Below are 24,932 nucleotides of genomic sequence, written 5' to 3'. Positions count from 1 at the left end.
TCTCGACGACGAACTCCGCTGAGGGCGTTGTCGTCAAATGATGAAAACCCCCTCGGTCGAGCGAGGCTCGACACCGGGGGTTCCAGGAGTCGTCCCGCGGGGCAGACGTCGCGGCCTGCGGGAAGCCGGCCCGGAGGGCCAGCGAACAGGGGATCCAGCTCGTGGGCAGGGGCGGGGTCGAACTGCCGACCTTCAGCTTTTCAGTGCCACGGTGGTGCGTCCGCGGGCATCCGGGCGCGCCTGGCCTCCAGGCCAGGTGGGACCGCGTCGTGGTCTCGACCACTTTGAACGACCATGAACACGACCCGGCGCTTCGGTAAGGCGGCGAAGCCTTCTGGCCGGTCTTCCGTGGACGACCTCGACGGTGGTCTTCAGGATGGTCGCGGCGAAGTCGACGAGGCGGCCGGTGAGGCTGCCGTCGGTGGACAAGGTGCCGGCAGGCTCGCCCGGACGAGCCGCTGACTCCGGGCCTGGCCGCCTCGCGGGCCTGAGAGGGCCAGGCGAACAGCCTGTGGGACCGCGCTTTCTCGCTCGGGACGTGCTGGCCGGGTCGCTCGGCGCGGGATCGGCCGGTGGCCGGGGCGCGCCGGTCCGGCGGCGTTCCCGGACGCCCGCACCTTCTCCTCCTCCGGCACGCGGCGCACCCCGAAACTGGCCCAGCACTCGTCACCGTCCAGGCGCGCCGCGACGGCGACCGGAGCCGACGATCCGCGAGTGATCGACGCCCCGCGGGCGGCGGGTGTCGGTGCTCTCTCCATCCCCGCCACCGCCAGGCATCGGCCTGGCGTGGTTCAACGGATGGGCGAGCACACCCTCATCGACCCGCCCGCCGTCCTGTATGCTTCTGCTCGAAGCGGTGAACGGCGCTCCTCGGGCAGGCCGCGACACAAGATCCAAGGATCGAAGATCCAAAATTGAAGATCGCAGCTTGGTCCCGTGGTGAAGTCTGGAGTTCACGCCGCCCTGTCAAGGCGGAGGTCGCGGGTTCGAATCCCGTCGGGACCGCGCACAACGTCCGTAGTGGTCGAGCAATCGACCGCTAGGGCGTTTCGTCTGGGGCAGGTAGCTCAGTCGGTACGAGCGTCCGCCTGAAAAGCGGAAGGTCGGCGGTTCGACCCCGCCCCTGCCCACCGTCATATGCAGGCAAGACAGAAGCCACCGGCGGCGCCGGTGGCTTCCTTGGTCTCAGCCCTAGTCTCAGTTGGCCTCCCTGCTACCCCGTTGGGGCCAAGGCATTGGCCGCGCCGCCGGCCAGATCGGCGGCGGCGGTGCTAGTGCCGTGACCGGCAACGGTTGGCCTCGTTGGGTAGATCCTGCCGAAGGCGGAACGCACTGCTGCGGGTCATCCCGTGATCCTCTCAAGTGGCCGTGTCAGCGGCGGTCGGTCTGTCGCCACGCGTAAAGATCGCGCAGAGCACCGATTTGAGCACCGTGATGACCTACCTCGTTGAACACGCCCGCGATGAAATGCGTGGCCGGGTGGGTGGGACCCGGCGGGCCGGCAACGCACACGCCGCCTCTTGGCGGCTCCGTGGCATACGTGTACCCAGCGGTCGTCACTTCGAGCTGGTCGTCATCGGCCCGCTCGATCGCCTCGCGGAGTCTCTGCCAGCCGTCATGCAACGCAGTGACGGCCTCGGCAGCACTAATGAAGATCGGATGATGGGACAGGTACGAGGACGTCCACCCGCTGGCCATGGTGCGGGTCCCGCCCAAGAAATCGATGCCGCACAGACGGCCAGGCACGGATCCCATGTGCCAGTAAAGCCAGGCGATAGTGGTCATCGGGACCGGGGCTGGCTCCGGGATCTCGAAGTCGGCCACCCATTCGCCGGCTCCGAACGGGGTCGATGTCGAGCACTCGCCTTGCCGGCGAATACTCCAGGTCGTCGTGAATGGCTCCCAGAAGAACTCATCATCGGTCAGGTCTTCCCAGGCGCGGGCAAGGGTGAAGTGCTCGATTGGGTACATCACCTCTAGCAGCGCGCCAGCTCGTTTCCCGATCATGAACCGCATCGTACGCAGTCGCTCTGCCCATGCCTGAGTGCCGCGGCACGACGACGGATCAGGCTTCGGCCGAGAGCCGTATCGGTCGCGGTGGCATAGGGCAAACGTTGCCGGTCTCGGTACTGGCTACCGCACAAGCAGCTATCGCTAGCGGAAGGTCGGCCGTTCAACTCCGCCCCTCCCCACCCATCTGAAGAGGCAGGACAGAGGCCACCGGCGGCGCCGGTGGCCTCACCCCTTGCTACCCCGTCGGGCCAGGACTTCGGCCGCGCCGTCGTCGCCCTCATCGTCCGTGCTCGACGTCTGCCAGAGCAGGCCGCCCACGAGATCGGCGATGCCGGTCAGAACCAATCCTCGGACTACCGGTCATTGCCCGGCTCCGGCTGCGCCGCGGCCTGTCCTGGAACGCCGCGAGGATAGGTCCATTGAAAACGGCGGCACCGGCTCGAAACGTACACGTTCAACGGCACACCGTCGTTCTGATCAGAGGCCAGCGCATACGCCGGGATCGGCGCGCGACGTTTGCTGGTTAGATACGCACATGCGAGTCGGCATCCACCTCCCGCAGTACGGCAGCGTCGCGGGGCCCGCGGCGATCACCCGAGCGGCTCGACATGCCGAGGATCTCGGCTTCGCCGATGTCTGGGTGAGCGACCACACCGTTCATCCGGCGACGCAGAGCTACCCGTCGCCCTACCTCTACGACCCGCTGCTGACGCTGACGTGGGCGGCGGCGTGCACCGAGCGGGTGAGGCTGGGTACCAGCGTCCTGATCGTCCCGACCCACAATCCACTCGCCCTGGCCAACTCCCTGGCCAGCCTCGACGCCCTGGCCGCCGGCCGCCTGGTCATCGGCGCCGGGGTCGGCTGGTCGCAGGCTGAGTACGCCGCCCTCGGCTACGACTTCGCGAACCGGGGGCGACGGTTGGACGAGGCTCTCGACCTGTTCCGGGCCGCCTGGCGCGATGATCCGGTGTCGTTCCACGGCGAGTTCACATCCTTCGACGACATGCGGCTGCTGCCCAAACCGGTGGGCCCCATGCCCATCTGGGTCGGCGGAGGCAGCGAGGCCGCCTTTCGGCGGGCGGTCAAGCGGGGCGATGGCTATCAGGCTGTCGGCATCAAGCCACCGCGGGCCGCCGAGGTCGTCGCTCGCATCCGGGCCGACCGGCCCGAGGACACGTTCACCATCTCGACCCGCACCGGCTGGGATCCTCAGGGCATGGATCCCGGCCTGATCAGGGAGGAGCGGGCGGCGTTCTCCGAGGCCGGCGTCCAACACGTGGTGGCGGCGCCGTGGCGGCGGGAGCTCGATGCCTGGCTGCGCTCGATGGACCTGCTCGCCGACCTGGTGCTGGTCGACTGACGCCAGGTTCCGGAGTTCCGCACTCCGGGCGCCTGGTGCGGCGCCCGGAGGCGGTTCGGTGCTGGCCGGCCGGGAGGCAGAGGGCCAGGGAGATCGGCGGGTCAGGCGACGCCGAAGAGGTGCTCCAGGGCCAGTTGGTCTAGGTGCTCGATGTTGACGGCGCGGGCACCGGCCGCCTCGGCGTCGAAGTCCTCGTAGGCGGCGCGGTCGGCGAGGAAGTCCGTGAGGGTCTCGCCGGCGGCGAGGGTCGGGTCGGAGAGGGCGCCGACGCCGGCCGCCTCCATGGCCTCGATCACCCGCGGGTCCTGGCGGAACGCCGTCGCCTTCTCCTTGAGGATCAGGTAGGTCCGCATGCAGGCCGCGGCCGAGACCCAGACCCCGTCGACGTTCTCGGCGCGCGGCGGCTTGAAGTCGAAGTGCCGCGGGCCGTCGTAGTCCGACCGTTCCAGCAGGTCGACGAGGAAGAACGCGCTCTTCACGTCGGCGGCGCCGAAGCGCAGGTCCTGGTCGTACTTGAGGCCGTGCTGACCGTTGAGGTCGATGTGGAACAGCTTGCCGGCCCACAGCGCCTGCGCGTAGCCGTGCACCACGTTGAGCCCGGCCATGGTCTCGTGGCCGACCTCCGGGTTCAGGCCGACCATGTCCGGATACTCGAGCTGGTTGATGAACGCCAGCGCGTGTCCGATCGTCGGCAGGATGATGTCGCCGCGTGGCTCGTTCGGCTTCGGCTCCAGCGCGAACCGGATGTCGTAGCCGCGCTCCCGGACGTACGCGCACAGCGTGTCGACGGCCTCCTTGAGACGGTCGAGCGCCGCGCGCGGGTCCTTGGCCGCGTCGCTTTCGGCGCCCTCCCGGCCACCCCAGGCGACATATGTCTTCGCGCCGAACTCGGCGGCGAGATCGATGTTGCGCATTGTCTTGCGCAGTGCGAATCGACGCACGCTCCGGTCGTTGGCGGTGAACGCGCCTTCCTTGAACACCGGGTGAAAGAACAGGTTCGTGGTCATCATCGGGACGACCAGGCCGGTCTCGTCCAGCGCGGCGCGGAACCGCTTGATGTGCCGGTCCCGATCGGCCTCGTCCGCCCCGAACGGGATCAGGTCGTCGTCGTGGAAGGTCACGCCGTAGGCGCCCAGCTCGGCGAGGCGGTGGACGGTGTCCACCGGGTCCAGCGGCGGCCGGGTCGCCTCGCCGAAGGGGTCGCGGCCCTGCCAGCCGACGGTCCACAGGCCGAAGCTGAACCGGTCGGCCCGGGTCGGAGTCAGATCGCTGGCCATGGCGTCACCTCGAAGCTAGTTTGGTGGTGGCTACAACAAATAGGCCAGGTGGAGCCGCCATGCAACCCCTTGTCTCTGTTGGTGAACATCCAGTAGCAATGAGAAACAATCGCGAAACGGGTATAATCGCGGCACTTTGGGGGTCTTCTGTCTCACGGTCCGGGTCCGCTTGCACGCGATTCCCATCGGTAGCCCAACCCGGGTCGCGCACCGCTCGGCCGACGACGGTCGGTGACCGGGACGCCGGTGGCTGGGACGCCGGTGGCTGCCCATGACGCTGGTCGCCGGCGTCGATTCCTCGACCCAGTCGACGAAGATCGTCGTGTGCGACGCGGCCGACGGCACGATCGTCCGATCGGCCGCGGCTTCCCATCCGGAGGGCACGGAGGTCGACCCCGAGGCCTGGTGGTCCGCGCTGCGCGCAGCCGCCGGAGGCGGACTGCTCGACGGGGTGGCGGCGCTGTCGGTCGCCGGCCAGCAGCACGGCATGGTCGCGCTCGACGACGCGGGCCGCACGGTGCGCCCGGCGCTGCTGTGGAACGACGTGCGCTCCGCCGACGACGCCGACGACCTGGTCGCCGAGCTTGGTGCCGAGAAGTGGGCGACGACCACCGGCAGCGTGCCGACGGCGAGTTTCACCGTCACCAAGCTGCGCTGGCTGGCCCGTCATGAGCCGGCGAACGCGGCCAGGACCAGCTCGGTCCTGCTCCCGCACGACTGGCTGACCTGGCGTCTCGCCGGCGGCGGGAGCGGGGGGCCGGGCGGCGGGAGTGACGGCCCGGAGCCCGCCGTGGCGGACGCGCCCAGAACCACCGACCGCGGCGACGTCTCCGGCACCGGCTACTGGTCGCCGTCGACCGGCGGCTACCTCCCGGAGCTGGTCGACCGTGCCCTCGGGCACTCGTTGGAGCTCCCCAGGGTCGCCGGCCCCCGCGAGGTCGTCGCCGAGGCCGTTCGGGTCGCCACCCCCGGGACGCTGCTCGCCCCGGGCACCGGCGACAACATGGCCGCCGCCCTCGGCATCTGCCCACTGCCCGGCGATGTGATCGTCTCCGTCGGCACCAGCGGCACGATCTTCGCGACCTCCGAGACGTCCACGCACGACCGGGGCGGGCTGGTCGCCGGCTTCGCCGACGCGACCGGGCACTTCCTGCCGCTGGTCTGCACGCTCAACGCCGCGCGGGTGCTCACCACCGTCGCCGACCTTCTCGGCGTGAGCCCCGAGGGGTTCGACGCGCTGGCGCTGGCCGCCCGGCCCGGGGCCGGCGGGCTCGCCCTGCTGCCGTTCCTCGACGGCGAGCGCACGCCGAACCTCCCCCGCTCCCGCGGGCTGCTCGCCGGGATCTCCCGGGGAAACCTCTCCCGGGAGAACCTCGCCAGGTCGGCCGTGGAAGGGGTGCTGTGCGGCCTGGCCGTCGGTGTCGACGCGCTGCGTCAGCACGGTGTGCTGGTGCGCCGGGCGGTGCTGGTCGGCGGCGGGTCCCGGTCGCGTGCCGTGCGGCAGATCGCGCCGGCGGTGCTGGGGCTCCCCGTCGCGCTGCCCGATCCCGGCACCGAGTGGGTCGCCAGGGGCGCGGCCAGGCAGGCGGCCTGGGCGCTGTCGGGTTCCGCGCAGCCGCCCGACTGGGCGGTCGCCGCGGACCTGGTCGCCGCCGAGCCGGACCCGCTGACCAGGTCCACCTTCGCCGACGTCCTGGACGGAGTCCTGCCCCTGCTGCGCCGGGAGCACCCCGTGAACTGACGCCGACGGGCGACGTCGGCCGGCGGCGGCGGCCGTCGTCAGCCGCCCGTGATGGCCAGGCTCGTGGCGACGCCGAGGGGGTCGTCGAGGAGGCGGGCGAAGGCGAGCTCGGCCGCGCCGAACAGCGCGGAGTCGCCACCGAGCGCGGACGGGACCAGCGCGACGTGCTCGCGGGACACGGCCAGGCCGCCGGCGCCCATCCGGCTGACGATGTCGTGCTCCATGACCGCGAGCAGGTCGCGCAGCTCGCCGCCGAAGATCACCAGCTCGGGGTTGAACAGGTTGACGAGGTTGCCGACGCCGACGGCGAGCCAGCGGCTGACCTCGTCGAGCGCCCAGCGAGCGCGTGGGCTGCCGGCCTGCGCGCTGGCGACGATGTCCTGGACGGTGGTGCCGTCGCCCGGTTCGTGCCCAGCGGCGCGCAGGAGGGCGTCCGTGCCGACCTCGGTCTCCCAGCAGCCACGCGCGCCGCAGCGGCAGCGTTGGCCGGCCGGGTTGACGACCATGTGCCCGGCCTCGCCGGCGTAGCCACCGTGGCCGCGCAGCGGCCGGCCGCCACAGATGATCCCCGCGCCCACGCCGACGTTGCCGGACAGGTAGACGATGTCGTCGTGGCCACGGGCGACGCCCCTGGCCTGCTCGGCCAGAGCACCGAGATCGGCGTCGTTGGCGACGAGGACACCCGCCTCGTCGAGCATGCCGTCGGGCAGCACCTCGGCGAGCGCGACGCCGAGCGCCTCACCGAACGGTTGCTCCTCCCAGCCGAGGTTGGGCGCGAACCGGACGAATCCGTCCGAATCGCGCACCACCGCCGGGGTGGCGATCCCGACCCCCACACAGCGGGCCTGTGGGCCGAGCGCGTCCGCCAGCCGGCGCGCGGTGGCCGCCGTCAGCTTCACGACCTCGTCGAAGTCCCGGCAGTCCGGCAGCAGCGGAACGACGTCCCTGGAGAGCACGGTGCCCCCGAGGCCGACCCTGGCACCGACGATCCGGTCCACCCTCAGGTCGAACGCGAGCACCTGGTAGCGCTCGGTTTCCGGCACGACGACGAACGAGGGGCGGCCCGCGCCCGAACGCACCTCGGGTGACTCCTCACGGACGAGCCCGGCGGTGCTCGCGAGATCCGCGGCCAGCGCGCCGATCGTGCTGCGGTTGAGCCCGGTGTGCGCGGTCAGGGTGGCGCGCTGGGTCGGTCCGGCCAGATGGACGTAGCGCAGCAGCAGGCTGAGGTTGTGGCGGCGTAGCTCCTCCTGCTTGATCCCCGAGATGTTTGGGTGTGGCCGCGGAAAGCGCATCACAGACCCAGTCTGGCGGAGCGGATGGATGCCCTTAAGTGGCTGCATGTGTGCACAGGGTCACCATTTCCGGTTGATGGCGACTTTCGCTTGCGTGAGGCTGATCACACGAATATGTTCCGCCGCACAACTTAGCATCCGCATCCTGGGCAGTTTCGCCCAAGGAAGGGGCCTACGCAGATGCGCACGAAGCTCTTAAGAGTCGCGACAGCGGGAGCCTGTCTCGCGCTCGGCATCGCTGCCTGTGGCAGTAGCGGCGATGACAACGGCGGCGGCTCGTCCGCCGGCGCCTCGGGCGGCGCGGTCAAGGGCAAGATCGGAGTGATCCTGCCCGACACGAAGTCGTCCGATCGCTGGGCGACGGCCGACGAGCCGCTGCTGAAGGCCGCGTTCCAGAAGGCCGGCATCGAGTACGACATCCAGAACGCTCAGGGTGACGCGACGCAGATGCAGACCATCGCCGACCAGATGATCACCAACGGTGTCACCGTGCTGATGATCACCAACCTCGACTCCGGCTCCGGCAAGGCGATCGAGGACAAGGCGAAGGGGCAGGGCGTCGCGACGATCGACTACGACCGGCTGACGCTGGGTGGCTCCGCTCAGTACTACGTCAGCTTCGACAACGTCGCGGTCGGCAAGCTGCAGGGCGAGGGCCTGGTCAAGTGCCTGACCGACGCCAAAGCGCAGAAGCCGATCATCGCTGAGCTGAACGGCTCGCCGACCGACAACAACGCCACGCTGTTCAAGCAGGGCTACGACTCGGTCCTCAAGCCGAAGTACGACGACGGCTCGTTCGTCAAGGGCCCGGACCAGTCCGTGCCCAAGTGGGACAACCAGCAGGCCGGCACGATCTTCGAGCAGATGCTGACCCAGCAGCCGAACATCGGTGGCGTGCTCGCCGCCAACGACGGCCTGGGCCAGGCGGCGCTCGCGATCCTCGCCAAGAACGGCCTCAACGGGAAGGTCCCGGTCACCGGCCAGGACGCCACCACTCCCGCGCTGCAGAACATCCTCGCCGGCGACCAGTGCATGTCCGTGTACAAGGCCGTCAAGAAGGAGGCGGACGCGGCCGCCGCGCTCGCCATCAGCCTGGCGAAGGGCGAGAAGGGCGACGCCCCGCAGACGATCCACGACCCTGAGGGGAACCGGGACGTCCCGTCCGTGCTGCTGCAGCCGGTGGCGATCTACAAGGACAACGTCAAGGACGTCCTCGCCGACGGTTACGTGACCAAGGCCCAGCTCTGCACCGGCAAGTTCGCGGCGCTCTGCACCACCGCCGGCATCTCCTAGCTGGCCAAAGGGCGCGCGATAATGATCTTTCGTCGCGGGCCCGGCGGCCGTTGTTAGGGGATTAGAGGCCAAAGGAGGCGCGAAAATGTTCTTCTTCGCGCCTCCGGCGGTCCCTCGCTCGGGGTACTGATCGCGATGGCCTGAGTCAGTTCTCGCCGGTCCGCCCGTAGGGGCTGGCCTACCCGGACCCGGAGATCCGGTGCCCGGGCGGGCCGCGGGTGGGCCGGTGAGAACGCTTCCGGTGCGGGGCGACGTCCGTGGGCGGCAACAGGCAACAGGGGTTGCGGCCCACGGACGTCGACCGTCTCCGGCCTGGCCGCGGCGCTGTCCAGCGAGGGCAGAGCCGCCCATACTGCTATCGATTTGTAATTCAGGACACATCCACCCACCCGCCACCATCCGCTTCGTTCGGGCGCCACCTCGGCCGCCGATCCGCGCATGGCGAGGAGTGATCATGATCGACCATCCACCGCCGGGGACGCCCGTCCTCGAACTGCGCGGCGTCCACAAGAGCTTCGGCCCGGTAGAGGTACTGAACGGCATCGACTTCGCGGCCAACGCCGGAGAGGTCACCGCGCTGGTCGGTGACAACGGCGCGGGCAAGTCGACGCTGGTCAAGTGCATCGGCGGGATCTACTCGATGGACTCCGGCGCCTACCTGTTCAAGGGCCAGCCGGTCTCGGTCCATCTGCCGAAGGACGCGGCCGCGCTCGGTATCGAGATCGTCTACCAGGACCTGGCGCTCGCGGACAACCTGGACATCGTCCAGAACATGTTCCTCGGACGGGAGAAGCGCGGCCGCTTTGGCGCTCTTGACGAGGCGTCGATGGAGAAGGATGCGGCGAAGACGCTGGCCGGGCTCTCGGTCCGGACGGTGAAGTCGCTGCGGCAGCGGGTGGCGAGCTTGTCCGGTGGCCAGCGCCAGACGGTCGCCATCGCCAAGGCGGTGCTGTGGAACAGCACGGTCGTGATCCTGGACGAGCCGACCGCCGCCCTCGGCGTCGCGCAGACCGAGCAGGTGCTTCAGCTGGTCCGCACACTCGCCGACCAGGGCCTCGCCGTCGTCCTGATCTCGCACAACATGCGTGACGTCATTCAGGTGTCGGACCGGATCTGCGCTCTCTACCTTGGCCGGGTCGCCGCCGACGTCCGCACGGCCGACGTCACCGTCTCGGATGTCATCCAAATGATCACGACCGGCGCGCCGCCGGACAAGAAGACGCCCGCGAACGGCGCCGAGGGCGGAGCGCAGGGCGATGCCGTCGCGGCGTCCGGCGTGGTGGCGGCGTCCAGCGGAGGTTCGGCATGAGTGCCACGGACGTCGCTCCCAACCTGAGCAAGGAGCCCGCGGCGTCGGGCACGCCGGCGCCTGCCGGCACCGAGAGCACCGTGCAGGTGGAGAGCCCGGGGCTGGTCGACTACGGCCGCGAGTACATCGGCAAGGTGCGCGGCGGTGACATGGGGGCGCTGCCCGCCATCCTGGGCCTGCTCGTGCTGTGCGTCGCGTTCGCGATCCTGCGCTCGCGGTTCGTGTCAGCCATCAACTTCGCCAACCTGTTCACGCAGGGCGCGGCCGTCACCGTGATCGCGATAGGCCTGGTCTTCGTCCTGCTACTGGGCGAGATCGACCTGTCCGCAGGCTTCGCCTCCGGCGTGTGCGCCGCCGTCATGGCCACGCTGACCGCCGAGCACGGCCAGCCGTGGTGGGTCTCGATCCTCGCGGGACTCGCGACCGGCGTCGCGATCGGACTGGTGCTCGGGTTCCTGGTCGCGAGAGTCGGTATCCCGTCGTTCGTGGTCACCCTGGCGGCGTTCCTCGCCTTCCAGGGCACCGTCCTGCTGATCATCGGCAACGGCGGGAACATCTCGATCAGAGACAAGACGATCGTCGCGATCTCCAACAAGAACCTGCCGACCTATGGCGGCTGGATCCTGTTCGCGGTGGTGGTCCTCGGGTTTGGCGCGAGCCAGCTGATGCGCAGCGCCACCCGCCGCCGCGGGGGCCTGCAGGCCGACCCGCTCTTGGTCATCGCCGTCCGCACCGGCGCGTTGGCGGTGCTCACGGGCCTGGCGGTCTACGCGCTCAACCTGGAGCGCTCGCGCACCGCGATCGTCTCGCTGAAGGGCGTGCCGATCGTCATCCCGATCATCCTGGTGCTGGTCGTCGTCGGGACATACGTCCTGAACAGGACGTCCTACGGGCGGCACATCTACGCCGTCGGCGGCAACGCGGAGGCCGCCCGGCGCGCCGGCATCAACGTCGTGCGCATCAGGATCTCCTGCTTCGTCATCTGTTCGGCGATGGCGGCAGTCGGCGGCATCATCGCCGCGTCCCGGGCGACCTCGGTCGACCCGAACGCGGGTGGCAGCAACACGCTGCTCTACGCGGTCGGCGCCGCGGTCATCGGTGGTACCAGCCTCTTCGGTGGCAAGGGCCGGATCATCGACGCCGTCCTCGGCGGCGCCGTGGTCGCGGTCATCGACAACGGCATGGGTCTCATGGGCTACAGCGCCGGCACCAAGTTCATCGTCACCGGCTGCGTGCTCGCCCTCGCCGCCAGCGTCGACGCCCTGAGCCGCAAACGCGCCGCCTCCACCGGCCGCATCTAGCGCCATCACCTGACCCATCGCCGTGGACCCCGGCCGCGCGAGGCTTCGTCCCACTCGCGGTCGGGGTCCACGGCGTCTGGACTCAGTCAGGCAGGCGTCGGCCGGTCTTCGTGGAGAAGACATGGAAGGCGTCGTGACGAATGCGGAGCCGGACCTGCGCGCCTCGTCGCGGGACCCCCTTCGGGGCGAGCCGGGCGACGACGGTGACGGTGGATGGCGCATCGATCCGCCCGCCCGCGCCGGGGGCGACGGCGGTGCCGTAGAGATAGGCGTCGGCGCCGAGCTCCTCGACCAGGTCGACGGTGACGGCGAAGCCCTCGCCATCGCCGCGGAGCTCGAGGGCTTCGGGGCGGAATCCGACGGTGACAGCGGTGGCGCCCTCGTCGGCCGCGGCCCGCGCGGTGGCGCGGGGGAGCGGAATCACGGTCTCGCCGAGCCGTGCGCGGCCGTCTTCGAGTCGCGCCTCGATGAGGTTCATCGCGGGTGACCCGATGAACCCTGCGACGAAGACGGTCTCAGGGCGTTCGTAGAGCGCGAGTGGGGTGCCGACCTGGCAGAGCTGGCCTTCGCGGAGTACGGCGACGCGGTCGCCCATGGTCATGGCCTCGACCTGGTCATGGGTGACATATGCGGTGGTGACGCCGAGCCGGCGTTGCAGGGAGGCGATCTGGCCGCGGGTGGAGACCCGCAGCTTGGCGTCGAGGTTGGACAGTGGCTCGTCCATGAGGAAGACCTGGGGCTCCCGCACGATGGCCCGGCCCATCGCGACCCGTTGGCGCTGGCCGCCGGAGAGCATTCTCGGTTTGCGGTCGAGGTAGGGCTCAAGGTCGAGCAGCGCCGCGGTCGCGCGGATCCGCCGGGTGCGTTCCTCCTTCGCGACCCCGGCGGCCTTCAGCGCGAATCCCAAGTTGCCGGCCACGCTCAGGTGCGGGTAGAGCGCGTAGTTCTGGAACACCATGGCGATGTCCCTGCTCCCCGGCGGCAGGTCGGTGACGTCGCGCTCCCCGATCCGGATCCTGCCCGCGTCCACCGGCTCCAGCCCGGCGATCATCCGCAACGCCGTGGACTTGCCGCAACCGGACGGGCCAACCAGGACGAGGAACTCGCCGTCGGCGATCTGAAGCTCGAACGCGTCTACCGCGGGGCGGTCCGCGCCGGGATAGACCCTGGTGGCCTCGGCGAATTCAACGGTTGCCATGACAGGACACCTCCACGTGCTCCGGACGTGCCGGACGATCCAGACGAAATGACGAGGCCGCGCCGATCGGACGCGTCACGCGCCGAGCACGGGGATCCACACCCGCATCGTCGAAGGCCCGCGCTCGGCCCACGCGTGGTACCGCACGAGGGGTATGTCGGCCCGCAGGCCGGTGCGCTCGTCGACGATGCTGGCGATCACCGCTCCCGGGGTCTCCCGCGGTGGCACAGCCGGGTCGATACGCAGGTCGGCGAAGTCGGACGCCTCGATCGCGGTACCAGCGAGGTCGACCGATTCGAGGGCGAGCACCTCGGGCCCGCGCTCGACGGCGAGACAGCCACGCACGGCGTCGACGCGGGGGTCGGCGCGGGTGAGACGCGGCGCGACGGGCAGGGCGAGCTCGACCTCGTCGCCGATCGCGAAGTCGCGGGAAACGGTCGCCACCCCGGGGCCGACCACGGTCTCCTGGCGTGAGCCGTCGACGCCCCGCACGGCAAGCCGGGCATCCGGTGCCCACGCCGGCACCCGGAGCGAGAGCGTCCACGGTTTCCCGGCGTCAGTCAGCACGCGTACGCGCACGGTGCCGTCGGCCGGGTAGGCGGTCGCCACCTCGAGCGCGACCTCGCACCCATCATCGAGCGTGGTCCTGATCGTGGCGGGCGCGTACTGGTGCAGCTGGATGCCTGAGCCGTCCGTCGTGGCCAGGTAGGCGGCGAGGCTGGCGAACGTGCGCGCGGTGTTCGGCAGGCAGCAGGAGACCTCGAACCACGGCGCGCGCAGCGAGGAACGTGCCCGCGGTGAGACGGCGTCGGTGTAGGCGCCGGCGGCGGGTGCGCGCTGGTGCAGCGTGTTCGCGTAGTAGAACGTCGTGCCCTCGGTCGAGGGGGAGGTCTCGATCACGTTGTAGAGGGTGCGCTCGATCTGGTCGGCATAGCGGGCGTCCCCGCGCGCGAGCAGCATCCGCCAGCTGAACATGACCGACGCCACGGCGGCGCACGTCTCGGAGTAGGCGCGGTCGGGGGGCAGCTCCCAGTCCTCGCCGAACGCCTCGTCCTGATGGTGCGAGCCCTGGCCGCCGGTGATGTACGTGCGGCGCTCGACCGTCCGCGTCCACTGACGGTCCAGCGCCGCGAGCAGTTCGTCGTCGCCGGTCTCGACCGCGACGTCGGTCGCCGCGGCGGCGAGGTAGTTCGCCCGGACGGAGTGACCGCGAAGCACCTCGGCGGCGCGTAGGGGATCGTCGTCCTGAAAGTAGGACCGGCCCCATTCGATATCGCGCAGCGTGCCGTCCCCGTGCCGGTCGACGAACAGGCGGGCCTGCTCGAGATAGCGCGGTTCTCCCGTCGCCCGGCCGAGTTCGGCGAGGCCGACCTCGACCTCGGCGTGTCCGCAGATCCGCTCGATTCCGCCCTTGCCGAAGACCTCGCAGACCAGGTCGGCGGCGCGGCACGCGATCTCGAGGAGGCCGTCGCCCGCGTCGGGGCAGGTGCGGGCCCGGGCGACGGCTGCCTGGAAGAGATGTCCGAGACAGTAGAGCTCGTGTCCCCATTCCAGATCCGACCAGCGGGGCGGCTGGCCGGGCCGGCCGAATCGGGTGTTCAGGTATCCGTCTGGCTCCTGCGCGGCCGCGACCCGGCCGACCACGCGGCGGAAGCGCCGATCGAGCTCGTCGTCGCCGCCACGCCGACCGATCTCCCAGGCGACGGCCTCGAGGAACTTGTAGACCTCGGAGTCGGAGAACTCACGGCCCCGGCGCCCATCGGGTAGCCGTCCCGCCGCGGCGAGGTCGAAGTTCGAGAGCCATCCCTCGCGTTCGAGCCACGCCTCGATGTGCGGAAGCGTGTTGCGACCGTTCACGTCCTGCCTGCGGGCCCAGAAGCCCCCGACGACGGCGACCTCGGTGAGGCCGAGCGGACACAGGGCGCCCCTGGTCGGCGCGACGGGCACGGATCGGACGTCAGCGGTAATGGAATGGGTCATCGTCATCCCTTGAAAGCGCCCGACATGAAGCCGCGGACGTAGTGGCGTTGGAAGATGAGGAAAAGGACGACACAGGGCAGCGCGAGCACGACGACACCTGCTTCCGTCGCCCCGTAGTCGACCACGCCCTGCACCTGGCCGCGCAGGTTCGACACCGCGAGCGGGAGCGTCATCCGGTTGGTGTCGTTGATGAGGATGAGCGGAGCCATGAAGTCGTTCCAGGCGGTGAGGAACGCGAACAGGCCGACCGTGATGAGGCCGGGCTTCACGGCGGGCAGGAGCACCTGCCAGAGCACCTTCCAGCTGGAACAGCCGTCGACCATCGCGGCTTCGTCGAGCTCTCGCGGTACTGCCTCGAACGAGATGCGCATCATGAAGGTCGCGAACGGCAGCTGGAACATCGTGAGCACGAGCGCGACACCGACGAGCGAGTTCGCCAGGCCGACGCGGGTGAGCAAAACGTAGAGCGGGATCAGCAGCGTGGCATACGGGACCATGAGGATCGCGAGCGTCGCGAGGAAAAGCACGTTCTTACCCGGGAAATCGAACCGTGCGAACGAATACCCGCCGAGGAAGGAGATGGTGATGGTGAGGGCCACGGTGAGCAGCGACACGAAGGCCGAGTTGCCCAGGTACACCCAGACGCCGGCCTGGTAGTGCCTGAGCGTGGAATAGTTGCCGAAGCCCCAGCCGTCGACCTGGCCCGTGCCTGCCCGCGGCGAAACGGATGAGACAGTGGTCCAGACGAGTGGATACAGGAAGATCAGCGCGAGCGCGGTGGTGAACACCCAGTACGGGGTGCGCAGGACGACGCCGCCGACAGTGGCTCCGCGTGAACGCGGGTTTCCCCGGCGGCGGCTGCCCCTGACAGCGCGGCTGGGCACCGCGGCGGCGGGCGTTCCAGCGGAGTCGGCGGCGCGGGTCGGTCGCCCGCGGGTGGAGGTCGGGCTCATCAGTCGTCGGCCCTCCGGCTGAACGCGCGGATCTGCGCGATGTTGATGACGATGAGGGCGAGCAGCGCGATCACCGACAGTGCCGCGGCGACGCCGAGGTCGTTCTGGCCCTGGAACGCCACGCTGTAGATGAGTTGGACGATCGTGATCGTCGAGTTGTCCGGGCCGCCCTTGGTGAGGATGTAGAACTGGTCGAAGGCCAGGAGCGAGCCGGTCACGCACAGGACGGTCGTGAGGGTCAGCGTCGGGCGCAGCAGCGGAAGGGTTATCCCGACGAAGGTCTGCCACCGCGACGCGCCGTCGATGCGCGCGGCCTCGTAGACCTCGTCGGGAATGCCCTGCAGCCCGACGAGCATGAGCAGCATGTAGAAGCCGGCGTAACGCCAGACGATGAGGAAGATCGTCGACCAGAGCGCGCCTTCGGGTGTACCGAGGAAGGTGAAGCCCCACGACCTCATGAGGTCGGCGAACGGCCCGGCGAGCGGCGAGTAGAGCACGTAGAAAAGCAGTGACGCGGAGGCGAGCCCGAGGGCGCTCGGCACGAGGAACGAGGTGCGCAGCAGCCCTTTCCAGCGCGTCGACTCCTGCACGAGGACCGCGAGCCCGAGGCTGAGAGCCAACAGGATGACCGTGGTCAGGACCGTGTACTTCACGGTGAACACGACCGAGTCCCGGAAGAACCGGTGCGACACGGCCTCATGGAAGTTGTCGGGGACGTTGATGCCCTGGTTGCCCGCGAGCAGCGGCCAGTCCGACCCGGACATCCGCAGCACCAGGAGCAGCGGCAGCACGAAGAGAAACAGCACGAACAGGGCAGTGGGTGCCGCGTAGAGCCAGCCGGTGGCGGCATGCCCCCGGCGACGGGAACGCCGGCCAGATACCGGGAGGGATGCGCCGCGCGTGGGGGGAGTCGCGGTCATGGAGGATCCTTCGGGGACGGAACGAGCCGGCCGGTGCTCGGATGCGCTCCGGGCGCCGGCCGGTCCAGCGGACTAGTGCGACAGCACCGTCGTGATCTCGTCGTTGTCAGCGTCGACCGAGTCGTCCTTGCCGAGCACCGCGCCCCGCACGAGCGTGAGCCAGGGGCTGTTCGGCGCGTTGAACGCCTGCTGGAAGTTGAGCGCGACCGGGGTGTCGCCGTTGCCGGCCACCCTGTTGATGGTCACGAGCCGGTCGTCCTTCTCGGAGTACTCGTTGACCGCCAGGTCGGACCGGGCCACGACATCGTGGTTCTTCGCGAGCACGCCGACCTGTGCGTCCTCGGACACCAGCCATTGGAGGAAGTTCCACGCCTGCGCGGCCTTCTTCGAGTCCTTCGAGATGCCGATGCCGTCACCGCCGACGAAGGTCGACGAGCCGCCGTCCGGCCCGGGAATCCCGGCGACGCCGGCGTCGAACGGCGTCGAGGACAGCAGCGTGGCCGGGTAGAGCATCAGGCCGACCTTGCCCTCGGTGAAGCCGGCGGTCCACGTCGGACCGGTCTCGTCCCGTGACGACGGGAGCACGGCCCCGGAGTCCACCAGGTCCTTCCAGGTCGCGTAGACCCTCTTGGCGGTGTCGTCCGCGAGCAGCGACTTCGTGCCGTCCGCGGACAGCACCTCGTCGCCGTCAGCCCAGACGCTCGGGAACCAGGTGAAGACGAGACAGCCTCCGCAGCTGAGGCCGGTCGCCGTCCCGTAGACGCCGGGTTTGTTCAGACCCTGGATCGCCTTCGCGGCGGCCGCGTACTCCTGCAGGTTCGCCGGGGCCTTGTCGGGGTCCAGCCCGGCCTCTTTGAAGAGCTCCTTGTTCCAGAACATCATCGACAGGTCCATCACGAACGGCAGGACGTGCGCCTTGCCGTCGAGCGTGCCGGCCGCGATGTGTCCCTGGTTGAGCTTGTCCTTGAACGGCAGGCCGTCGACGTTGCCCGAGATGTCCTGGAACAGTCCCTGCTTGACCCAGTTGGGGACGTAGACGATGTCGGCCGCGAACAGGTCGGGGAGTCCGTGCGAGCCGGCCGCCGCCCCGACCTTCGCCACGTAGTCGTCGTTCGGGACGACCGTAAGCTCGACCTTGTTCTTGTGCGACGAGTTGTAGGCCTCGACAAGCAGCTTGGCCTGCTTCTCCAGGGGTGCGCGCGTCCAGAGCGTGAGGGTGGAGCCGTCGTCGATGCCCGACGCTCCCGCGTCGGCGAGGCTGCTCCCCGAGTCCGAGCCGCCACCGCACCCGGCCAGGCCGAGCGCGAGCACTCCGGTGGCGAGCGACGCGGCTAATCGGGTCGCGAGTCGTTTCCTACCTGTCATCTTGACCTCCTAGCTCATCCGTGAACGAGCCCCCGGGGAGCCCGAATAGAGCCGTGAACTGGGTGGAGGAGGGAGATCCGAAACTTCCGAAATGGTTTTCGGATCATGTGATAGCTTAGCAAGCTAGCGGCGGGTGTTGTTGGTGTCAAGAGTGCGGAGATGGGTCCAGGTGCAGGACGTGTCAAGGTGAAGGGAGCCGGGATGGCGCGAGTGGAACCGCCCGGGAAGGCGGCCACGCTCGGCGACGTGGCGCGGCTCGCGGGCGTCTCGCTCGCCACCGCGTCCAAGGCCATCAACGGCCGGGACGAGGTCGCCCCGGCCACCCGCAGCCGGGTCATCCAGGCGGCCGAGCAGCTGTCGTTCACGCCGAACCAGCTCGCCCGCAGCCTCCTCGCCGGGCGCAGCGGAACCGTGGGCCTGCTCACGGGCGATCTCGAGGGCCGTTTCGTGATCCCGATCCTGATGGGTGCCGAGGACGCCTTCGGCGCCGGCCAGGTCAACGTCTTCCTATGTGACGCGCGCGGCGACGCGATCCGTGAGCAGCACCATCTCAAGGCACTGCTCAACCGGCGGGTCGACGGCATCATCGTCGTCGGCGACCGGACCAACCCGCGGCCGTCACTCGGCGACGGCATCCCGGTCCCGGTGGTCTATGCCTATGCGCCGTCGGACGACCCGGCCGACGTCTCCGTCGTGCCCGACAACATCAGCGGCGGGCGCATCGCCACCGAGCATCTGCTGTCGACGGGCCGGCGGCACATCTGCCATGTCAGCGGCGACCCGACCTACGCGGCGGCCCAGGACCGAGCCGTCGGCCTACGGGCCGCCCTGGCGGCCGCGGGGCTTGAGCTCGTCGGCGACGTCATGTTCTCGGACTGGTCCGAGCACTGGGGCCGCTCCGCCGCGGCGCTGCTGCTCAGCCAGCATCCCGACATCGACGGGATCGTCTGCGGCTCGGACCTGATCGCGCGCGGCGTCCTCGACATCCTCCGTGACCTGGGCAAGAGGGTTCCGGAGGACGTCGCCGTCGTCGGGTACGACAACTGGGAGGTGCTCGCGACCAACTCCAGGCCCGAGCTGACCAGCATCGACGCGAACCTGCAGGCGCTCGGCCGCACCGCCGCCATGCGAATCTTCGAGGCGCTGGATGGCGCGGCACCCGCCAGCGGCGTGCACGCGATGCCGGTCCGGCTCGTGATCCGTGGGTCGACGATTCCCCGGCGCTGACCATGGCGTCCGCGTTCGGATTGAAGGGTCCGAAAGGGCTTGCGAAAACTTGCGGCACGAACCTCGGGAATCAATGAACAATGATCTCCGTCGAAGGCGGCTGTAATGGGCCGCCGGAATGTTGACGGCGCCGTCTTCGGCCATCGGTGGCATCCGTGGCCGGATGGCGGCTGTCGGCAACGACAGGGCTTCATGGGTCCACAACGTCCGGCCGGGGCACCGCCAACCGGGTCCCCGCCACGCTCATCGCCACCGGCCGTCTGATCGACGAGGTCCGCGGACATCGACGAGGTCCGCGGACGAGGTCTACGCCGGGGTCGTCATGGCGGCGGCCCTGCTCCCAGCGAAGACCGACCTCGTTCGGGGTGGAGTGCGGTTGGTCGGGCCGGCCGACGGGAACCTGTTTGGCGGTTGACTAGCCGGTCCCCTATGCTGGCCAGGAGATCCTGAGGGTCCGGGCCACTCGCGGCGGCCGCTCAGGGCCTTCCGCCCCCATCGTCTAGTGGCCCAGGACGTCGCCCTTTCAAGGCGGTAGCACGGGTTCGAATCCCGTTGGGGGCACACGATCGGCTTTGCCTGTTCGTAGATCCTTTGGATCTACTCCCAGGCTCCCGCGCCATGTTGCTCCGGGGCCGAGCCCCGGACGCCACGAGGAACTACATCTCGTCACCGGCTGACGGGTTCGCTTCGCGGTGCCGCGGGTAGCGGTCAAGATCAGGGTTCAACTTCCATCGCTGAAGCTGCACACGTTGGGCTGGCTTGCTCGCCGGCCCTTTGGGCGGCTTCGCCGGCGGGCGTGATGTTGCCGTGGGGCCGAGCCCCGGACCCCATGCCAGGGGGCTCCACCCCTTAACCTCCCCGCAAATGGCGGGTTCCGCCTTGGTGCGGGGGCATCGGTTGGCCTGGTCCGTTTTCCTGGCGGACGCCGGACGCCGGACGCCGGACGCCGCGCGGCCGACGCGCCGCGCGGCAATGGATCCAATCACCCTGAACGTAGGGTCGATGGCCGATATCTTCCCTTAACGAGGATGCGGCCCGCCGTCTGCGGGAACGCCATGCACACCCTGAGGCGACAGGTGGGGGCCGAGCACCGTGGCGGACGAGGAATCCCCCGCGCCGGAGCCTGCCGCTCCGTCGAGCGATGGCCACCCGAGCGATCCCGCCGCGGCTGATCCCGCCGCGGCTGATCCCACGACTCGTGACGCCCGCGCGATCCGGGAGGCGTACGAGTCCTTCGGCCGGCGGGTGGAACCGCCGGCGCCCGACGCGCTGGACCAGCGCGACGCGCAGGACCAGTCAGACGAGCCGGCTCCGTCCCCGAACGGACGCTGGACCAGCTACCTGGACTCGACGGCGTCCCGCCCCGCGCACCCGGCCGCGCCCTCTTCTCCGGTCTCGCCCGCACCTGCGCCCGCATCTCCACCACCGCCAGCCACTGGCGGGCCGGGCCGCCGCCGCGGCGCGCCCAGAAGGAGGGCGCTCGTCGTCGTCCTGCTCCTCGCGGCGGTCGTCGTCGCCTACGCCGTGTCCCGCGTCACCAGCGGGAACGAGACAGACGCGAGCGAGCCGGCCGCGGGCCGGTCGGCGGCGCCGTCGGCCGGGGCCACACCGGCCGGGGCCACGCCATCCGCGGCCGCCACACCCGCGGTCGCCCCCCAGCTCACGGGCCGTGACTTCCAGCGCGGTCACTGCTACACCTGGGACGGCGTCACGCCCGACGTGTCGGACGTTCCCTGCGACCGGCCGCACCGCTTCGAGGCGATCAGCGACGAGCCGGTCTTGCTCGCGGGCGACTACCCGCCGGGCGCGCCCTACCCCTCCCAGGAGGAGTGGGCGGCCCTCATCCAGCGTTCCTGCGCGGGGGCGGCCCAGACCTACCTCGGCTACGCGATCGACCCCAACGGGAGGTTCTCGGCCGCGGCGACCGGTCCGACGGAGGCGACCTGGCAGTCGGGTGACCGCGACCTCTGGTGCATTCTGCGGGCGGACGTTCCCCTCGTCGGCGAGACCGGGCGGTGGACGGCGTTCGACCTGTTCTCCGGCGCGGTGAAGGGCGCCGACCAGTCCTGGGTCTACCCCGTCGGCGCCTGCCTCGCGGTGGCGACCGGAGGCGTGGTCGACTGCGCCGGCCCGCACGAGCTGGCCGCGATCGGCGACACCCGGATGGCCGACACGGCCGACGGCGCGGTGCCCACCGAGGACGCGTTCAACAAGGAGGCCGGCGAGCGCTGCCTGGCCGTCGCCCACGCCCGCTTCGGGCCGAACTTCCAGGAGACGGCGACGGTGCGGCTCACCTGGAGCGCCCTGGTACCGGACAGCTGGAGCGCCGGCAGCCGGACGATCACCTGCCTGCTCGTCTACACGACCGCGGCTGGCGAGCCCAGCCCCGTCACGGGCGACCAGCTCCCGCCGGGATGAACCCGGCCCGGACCGAGATCCCGCTGGCGCGGGAGACCGCGGTGGGTCAGGTGGTGATGGCGGCGGGGTCGGACCAGCGGTAGGTGGTGTGGAAGAAGCCGCGGACGGGGCGGCCGGAGATGGCCAGGTTGTGGGTGATGGGAACCGGGCCGGCGGGGTTGGCGGTGTCGAAGGAGAGGGTGATGTCGTCGGCACGGTCCAGGGGGGTGTTCGGGTCGTAGACGCGCAGGGTCACCGCCGTGCCGGACTGCTCGTAGGCGTAGGCGAGGACCTGGTGGTTGAAGCCCAGTTTCGCCGGGTCGACGGAATGTACGGTGATGATTCCGAGGGCGGAAAGGCGGCCGGAGTCCAGGTCGAGGCGGACCTTCGGCCATTCATCGACGACCGTGACGCGGCCGATGCCGGCGCGTCGGCCGAGCGCCCAGACGACGTCCGCATCGGCCGTTCGCTGCAGGCGGTAGTAGCGCAGCGCGCCGCGGGGGAGATCCCAGCTCGCGAACAGGCGGCGGACGATGTATTTGTACAGCGGTGATTCAGGAGGTGGCGGCGCGACATCCGCCGGCGGCTCCCGGTCCGCCTCGAACAGGTCGCGCACCGCGAAGATCATGCCGCCGCACAGGCCGCGGCTCGCGTCGCCGATCGGGATGCCCTTGCCCAGACCTGGTACCCGTGCGGTGAGGACCCGCTGACGCGGGAAGCGATTGGTGAAACGAAACGCGGACTCGCTGGGCAGGAAGCCCTTCGCCGCGCCGGTCGCCGTCGCGATCGCCCCGACCATGCCACCCCTCGCTCCGGCGGGGTGCCGGACCCCGCTCGTCGCCCCACACGGTGAACCGATCGCCCGCATCCGCGCAAGGGGGTTCGGCCGAGGGCAGAGCGTGGCGGGGCAGAGTGTGGCGGAGGGCAGAGCGTGGCGAGGGTGGCGTCAGCTCCAGACATCGCAGTGATGGGCCGACCAGGTGTCGGTGGCCGGGACGGTCCTGCCGGGGGTGAGCAGCAGGCGGTCGTCGCCGGAACGGACCGCCTGGACGTCGAAGAGCGGCCAGGGGACCGTCGAGCTGGTGGCCTCGCCGGAGCCGTTCGGGTTCCCGGTCGCCGCGAAGCGGGTCCAGTAGCCGACCACCGACGTCGAGAGTGCGTGCTGCGCCGACGTGGTGAGCCTGCCGTCGAGGCCGGGGAACAGGAAGTCGAGCTCCGCGCCGTGGGTGGCGCCAGTACCGAACTCGGAACTCGCGGCCGGCCGCTCCGGGACGTCGAACTCGTACAGGTACGTCGGCATGCGCGCGATCGCGGTGGTGAGCTGCGCGAAGGTGGTCGCCTGGCAGGTGAACATCGAGTCGGTGATGATTCGCGACAGACGTTCGCGGGCGGGTACCTGTCCGGGCGGGTAGGCGGCGAGCACACGTTCGGCGCGGTCGGGGAACTGGGTACGGATGATGCCGTCCACGCCGAAGTCGGTGATCGGCCCCTGGTTGGCCCAGTAGGTCGTGAACGGCCGCCCCTCGTCGTGGACCGTGCCCATCAGTATTGGTACGTCCGCCAGCTTCCCATTCCATAGCGCCTGGTACGGGGTGAACGGCAGAGTCTTGCCACCGACGGCGGGTGAGAACGGGAACGGATTGAAAATCGAGCCGTCGGCGGCGGCCGCGGTCATGATCTCGGCCGCCGGGTGGAAGCGTAGACAGAGCGCGGCCGTTGCCGCGTCGACACAGCCGAGCCGGCTTGCCAGCGCGGAACCGGTCTGCGCGGCGGCCGCCATGGTCGGGAGCTTCCAGCCGCACGGTCCGCTTTCCATGACCGCGCGCTGGAACAGCCCACTCGCGGCCGGCGCGGCCAGCAGCGCGCAGACATTGATCGACCCGGCCGACTCTCCCATGATCGTCACGTTCTTCGGGTCGCCACCGAACGCCGCGGCATTGTTCCGGACCCAGCCGAGCGCGGCGGTCAGATCCTGGGTGGCGTAGTTGCCGGCGTCCCCGCCACTCTCCTGGGTCAGCGAGGGCAGGACGAGATATCCGAGCGCTCCGAGGCGGTAGTTCGTGGTGACGACGATCGCCGGACCGCCGGTGGTCAGCGCGGTCGGATCCGCCTGCTCGCCGGTGCCGCCGACGAATGCGCCGCCGTGGATCCAGAAGATCACGGGCAGGTGACCGCTCGTCGGCGCTCCCGCTGGCCGGGAGACCGCCAGGTACAGACAGTCCTCGCTGGACAGCGCACTCAGCGTGCCCGTCTGCGTGCAGGCCGGCGCGCCGCGGCTGCCGTCGCGAATGCCCTGCCACGGCTTCGACGGCGTCGGAGCGGCCCAACGCAGCATCCCGACCGGCGGCGCGGCGAACGGAATCGCGTGGTAGCGATCCACCTGACCCGCGCGAATGCCACTGACCAGGCCGCCGGCGGTGGCGATGACGGGTGGCTGTCCTTTCGGGTCCGCGCTGAACGTCGCCCCGGCTCCGCTCAGGGAGTCCGACGGCGCCGACCGGTCAACCGCGGTGGGGCCGCCGCCATCGGGCGAACAGGCGGTCGCCCCGGCGGCGACGACGGCCGTCGCCGCCGCGGTGGCGACGGCGCGGGCAAGCCAACCGGTCCGGCGCCTGCCGGGCGGAAACCGGCGTGTGCGCGGGCTGGCCTGGTCCGCGGGCGCGACACTCGCGCGCGAGGAGACGCCCGCTCGCCGCCAGCCGATGATGGGGGTCAACGTCAGCCGACGCTGGCCGGCGACCACACCAGCGACCATGCCAGCGACCTGGATGCGCGCATCATCGATCCCTCCCCGGCCAGGGTTGTTCATCGGGCGCACTCGCGGCTCTTCCCGCCGTCCGATGGCTTCCGGTGGCGTCCGGGATCTGTAGGCGCCGCGCTGCGCGAAGGCAGATCTGTGCCGTCGACAGTAGTAGGAGCCGGTCGGTGTCCGGCAGAGACGTCCGCGTCCCGCCACGAGGACCGGTAGTGGGCGGCCCGGCCGTGTCCTTCCGGAGTTCACCAGGTGTCCATGTCCAACGGGCGCCAGCCGGCCGGCGGAACGATCGCGGGCGCGTCCACGGACCTGGACGGAAGGTCACGCCAGTGGCGCGGCCCGGTAAACCCAGGGCGAGGTGGCAGGCACCCATGACACCTTGGAGCGTTGTCGACACCGCACACGGAGCATCCGGATCACGGATTCGGTATGGTTGCCCGCGCCAGTCGCGTACCGGTCATTCTCGCCGGTTGGCCGTCGCGTCGAACTAACCTCGCACCAACTCGCCGACGTGCATACTCGCCGTCCGGCCGGATTCACGACCACAA

General features: G+C 70.1%; 17 protein-coding genes and 3 tRNA genes. 10 read left to right on the top strand and 10 right to left on the bottom strand.

Going from position 1 to position 24,932, the window contains the following annotated elements; translation table 11 throughout:
- Nucleotides 1-930 precede the first annotated feature (930 nt).
- Nucleotides 931-1,005: transfer RNA gene (locus FRCN3DRAFT_RS0205400), tRNA-Asp, on the top strand.
- Nucleotides 1,006-1,056: 51 nt separating this feature from the next.
- Nucleotides 1,057-1,130: transfer RNA gene (locus tag FRCN3DRAFT_RS0205395), tRNA-Phe, on the top strand.
- Between the two features lie 241 nt (nt 1,131-1,371).
- Here FRCN3DRAFT_RS0205395 and FRCN3DRAFT_RS42775 read toward each other — a convergent pair.
- Nucleotides 1,372-2,007 (bottom strand): DinB family protein, encoded by a 636-nt coding sequence (locus FRCN3DRAFT_RS42775; RefSeq protein WP_035926413.1) that lies wholly within the window; start codon nt 2,005-2,007, stop codon nt 1,372-1,374.
- Between the two features lie 541 nt (nt 2,008-2,548).
- On the opposite strand from FRCN3DRAFT_RS42775, the gene FRCN3DRAFT_RS42770 reads away from it, so the two are divergent.
- The gene (locus FRCN3DRAFT_RS42770; protein ID WP_007515526.1) at nt 2,549-3,373 is read left to right on the top strand and encodes an LLM class F420-dependent oxidoreductase; all 825 of its coding nucleotides are present in this window, start codon (nt 2,549-2,551) and stop codon (nt 3,371-3,373) included.
- Nucleotides 3,374-3,474: 101 nt separating this feature from the next.
- Here the strand turns inward: FRCN3DRAFT_RS42770 and xylA are convergent, their stop codons facing one another.
- Nucleotides 3,475-4,650 carry a xylose isomerase gene (xylA, locus tag FRCN3DRAFT_RS0205375; protein WP_007515527.1) on the bottom strand — a complete coding sequence of 392 codons (1,176 nt, stop codon included), beginning with the start codon at nt 4,648-4,650 and terminating at the stop codon, nt 3,475-3,477.
- Nucleotides 4,651-4,921: 271 nt separating this feature from the next.
- Here xylA and FRCN3DRAFT_RS0205370 point away from each other — a divergent pair, with 271 nt between their 5' ends.
- Entirely contained in the window at nt 4,922-6,391 is a 1,470-nt protein-coding gene (locus FRCN3DRAFT_RS0205370; protein WP_007515528.1) for a xylulokinase, read from the top strand.
- Between the two features lie 38 nt (nt 6,392-6,429).
- Here the strand turns inward: FRCN3DRAFT_RS0205370 and FRCN3DRAFT_RS57040 are convergent, their stop codons facing one another.
- Nucleotides 6,430-7,686, bottom strand: a complete 1,257-nt coding sequence (locus FRCN3DRAFT_RS57040) for an ROK family protein (protein ID WP_027140285.1) — start codon at nt 7,684-7,686, stop codon at nt 6,430-6,432.
- 180 nt (nt 7,687-7,866) lie between these two features.
- On the opposite strand from FRCN3DRAFT_RS57040, the gene FRCN3DRAFT_RS0205360 reads away from it, so the two are divergent.
- From FRCN3DRAFT_RS0205360 to FRCN3DRAFT_RS0205350, 3 genes are all read left to right on the top strand, one after another.
- Nucleotides 7,867-8,979, top strand: coding sequence for a sugar ABC transporter substrate-binding protein (locus tag FRCN3DRAFT_RS0205360; RefSeq protein WP_007515530.1), 1,113 nt, complete (start codon nt 7,867-7,869; stop codon nt 8,977-8,979).
- A gap of 454 nt (nt 8,980-9,433) precedes the next feature.
- Nucleotides 9,434-10,288 (top strand): ATP-binding cassette domain-containing protein, encoded by an 855-nt coding sequence (locus tag FRCN3DRAFT_RS0205355; RefSeq protein WP_007515531.1) that lies wholly within the window; start codon nt 9,434-9,436, stop codon nt 10,286-10,288.
- A complete protein-coding gene (locus tag FRCN3DRAFT_RS0205350; protein WP_007515533.1) occupies nt 10,285-11,589 on the top strand; it encodes a sugar ABC transporter permease in 1,305 nt (434 codons plus the stop codon). The genes FRCN3DRAFT_RS0205355 and FRCN3DRAFT_RS0205350 overlap by 4 nt, the downstream gene beginning before the upstream one ends.
- Before the next feature lie 82 nt (nt 11,590-11,671).
- Here FRCN3DRAFT_RS0205350 and FRCN3DRAFT_RS0205345 read toward each other — a convergent pair whose 3' ends face one another.
- The 5 genes from FRCN3DRAFT_RS0205345 to FRCN3DRAFT_RS0205325 form a co-directional block, all read right to left on the bottom strand.
- Complete coding sequence (locus tag FRCN3DRAFT_RS0205345) at nt 11,672-12,787, bottom strand: ABC transporter ATP-binding protein (protein ID WP_007515534.1); 1,116 nt, start codon at nt 12,785-12,787, stop codon at nt 11,672-11,674.
- 75 nt (nt 12,788-12,862) lie between these two features.
- The gene (locus tag FRCN3DRAFT_RS0205340) at nt 12,863-14,767 is read right to left on the bottom strand and encodes a glycoside hydrolase family 127 protein (protein WP_027140284.1); all 1,905 of its coding nucleotides are present in this window, start codon (nt 14,765-14,767) and stop codon (nt 12,863-12,865) included.
- 2 nt (nt 14,768-14,769) lie between these two features.
- The gene (locus tag FRCN3DRAFT_RS0205335) at nt 14,770-15,720 is read right to left on the bottom strand and encodes a carbohydrate ABC transporter permease (RefSeq protein WP_007515536.1); all 951 of its coding nucleotides are present in this window, start codon (nt 15,718-15,720) and stop codon (nt 14,770-14,772) included.
- The gene (locus tag FRCN3DRAFT_RS0205330; RefSeq protein WP_007515537.1) at nt 15,720-16,640 is read right to left on the bottom strand and encodes a carbohydrate ABC transporter permease; all 921 of its coding nucleotides are present in this window, start codon (nt 16,638-16,640) and stop codon (nt 15,720-15,722) included. Before FRCN3DRAFT_RS0205330 ends, FRCN3DRAFT_RS0205335 begins: the two co-directional genes overlap by 1 nt.
- 72 nt (nt 16,641-16,712) lie before the next feature.
- Nucleotides 16,713-18,005 carry an ABC transporter substrate-binding protein gene (locus FRCN3DRAFT_RS0205325; protein WP_007515538.1) on the bottom strand — a complete coding sequence of 431 codons (1,293 nt, stop codon included), beginning with the start codon at nt 18,003-18,005 and terminating at the stop codon, nt 16,713-16,715.
- A 201-nt stretch (nt 18,006-18,206) separates the two neighbouring features.
- Here FRCN3DRAFT_RS0205325 and FRCN3DRAFT_RS0205320 point away from each other — a divergent pair, with 201 nt between their 5' ends.
- The 3 genes from FRCN3DRAFT_RS0205320 to FRCN3DRAFT_RS0205310 all read left to right on the top strand — a co-directional run bounded on the left by FRCN3DRAFT_RS0205320 (nt 18,207) and on the right by FRCN3DRAFT_RS0205310 (nt 21,650).
- Complete coding sequence (locus FRCN3DRAFT_RS0205320) at nt 18,207-19,232, top strand: LacI family DNA-binding transcriptional regulator (protein ID WP_007515539.1); 1,026 nt, start codon at nt 18,207-18,209, stop codon at nt 19,230-19,232.
- Nucleotides 19,233-19,720: 488 nt separating this feature from the next.
- Nucleotides 19,721-19,793: transfer RNA gene (locus tag FRCN3DRAFT_RS0205315), tRNA-Glu, on the top strand.
- Nucleotides 19,794-20,324: 531 nt separating this feature from the next.
- Entirely contained in the window at nt 20,325-21,650 is a 1,326-nt protein-coding gene (locus FRCN3DRAFT_RS0205310) for a septum formation family protein (RefSeq protein WP_007515540.1), read from the top strand.
- A gap of 46 nt (nt 21,651-21,696) precedes the next feature.
- On the opposite strand, the gene FRCN3DRAFT_RS0205305 is transcribed toward FRCN3DRAFT_RS0205310, so the two are convergent.
- A complete protein-coding gene (locus FRCN3DRAFT_RS0205305; RefSeq protein ID WP_007515541.1) occupies nt 21,697-22,428 on the bottom strand; it encodes a hypothetical protein in 732 nt (243 codons plus the stop codon).
- A gap of 147 nt (nt 22,429-22,575) precedes the next feature.
- Nucleotides 22,576-24,384, bottom strand: a complete 1,809-nt coding sequence (locus FRCN3DRAFT_RS42765) for a carboxylesterase/lipase family protein (protein WP_051466147.1) — start codon at nt 24,382-24,384, stop codon at nt 22,576-22,578.
- Between the last annotated feature and the right edge of the window lie 548 nt (nt 24,385-24,932).

The sequence above is a fragment of the Pseudofrankia saprophytica genome, from assembly GCF_000235425.2.
In the GTDB taxonomy this organism is placed as follows: Bacteria; Actinomycetota; Actinomycetes; order Frankiales; family Frankiaceae; genus Pseudofrankia; species Pseudofrankia saprophytica.
The sequence above is the reverse complement of the archived record's forward strand: the minus strand, read 5'-3'. Positions and strand labels throughout refer to the sequence as shown.

What these genes read in the sequence shown, in the direction of transcription:
- FRCN3DRAFT_RS0205360 (WP_007515530.1), top strand. Translation starts at nt 7,867, where the DNA reads ATGCGCACGAAGCTCTTAAGAGTCGCGACAGCGGGAGCCTGTCTCGCG.
- FRCN3DRAFT_RS0205350 (WP_007515533.1), top strand. Translation starts at nt 10,285, where the DNA reads ATGAGTGCCACGGACGTCGCTCCCAACCTGAGCAAGGAGCCCGCGGCG.
- FRCN3DRAFT_RS57040 (WP_027140285.1), bottom strand. Translation starts at nt 7,686, where the DNA reads ATGCGCTTTCCGCGGCCACACCCAAACATCTCGGGGATCAAGCAGGAG.
- FRCN3DRAFT_RS0205370 (WP_007515528.1), top strand. Translation starts at nt 4,922, where the DNA reads ATGACGCTGGTCGCCGGCGTCGATTCCTCGACCCAGTCGACGAAGATC.
- FRCN3DRAFT_RS42775 (WP_035926413.1), bottom strand. Translation starts at nt 2,007, where the DNA reads ATGATCGGGAAACGAGCTGGCGCGCTGCTAGAGGTGATGTACCCAATC.
- FRCN3DRAFT_RS0205325 (WP_007515538.1), bottom strand. Translation starts at nt 18,005, where the DNA reads ATGACAGGTAGGAAACGACTCGCGACCCGATTAGCCGCGTCGCTCGCC.
- FRCN3DRAFT_RS0205330 (WP_007515537.1), bottom strand. Translation starts at nt 16,640, where the DNA reads ATGACCGCGACTCCCCCCACGCGCGGCGCATCCCTCCCGGTATCTGGC.
- FRCN3DRAFT_RS0205340 (WP_027140284.1), bottom strand. Translation starts at nt 14,767, where the DNA reads ATGACCCATTCCATTACCGCTGACGTCCGATCCGTGCCCGTCGCGCCG.
- FRCN3DRAFT_RS42765 (WP_051466147.1), bottom strand. Translation starts at nt 24,384, where the DNA reads ATGGTCGCTGGTGTGGTCGCCGGCCAGCGTCGGCTGACGTTGACCCCC.
- FRCN3DRAFT_RS0205355 (WP_007515531.1), top strand. Translation starts at nt 9,434, where the DNA reads ATGATCGACCATCCACCGCCGGGGACGCCCGTCCTCGAACTGCGCGGC.
- FRCN3DRAFT_RS0205335 (WP_007515536.1), bottom strand. Translation starts at nt 15,720, where the DNA reads ATGAGCCCGACCTCCACCCGCGGGCGACCGACCCGCGCCGCCGACTCC.
- FRCN3DRAFT_RS0205345 (WP_007515534.1), bottom strand. Translation starts at nt 12,787, where the DNA reads ATGGCAACCGTTGAATTCGCCGAGGCCACCAGGGTCTATCCCGGCGCG.
- FRCN3DRAFT_RS0205320 (WP_007515539.1), top strand. Translation starts at nt 18,207, where the DNA reads ATGGCGCGAGTGGAACCGCCCGGGAAGGCGGCCACGCTCGGCGACGTG.
- FRCN3DRAFT_RS42770 (WP_007515526.1), top strand. Translation starts at nt 2,549, where the DNA reads ATGCGAGTCGGCATCCACCTCCCGCAGTACGGCAGCGTCGCGGGGCCC.
- FRCN3DRAFT_RS0205305 (WP_007515541.1), bottom strand. Translation starts at nt 22,428, where the DNA reads ATGGTCGGGGCGATCGCGACGGCGACCGGCGCGGCGAAGGGCTTCCTG.
- xylA (WP_007515527.1), bottom strand. Translation starts at nt 4,650, where the DNA reads ATGGCCAGCGATCTGACTCCGACCCGGGCCGACCGGTTCAGCTTCGGC.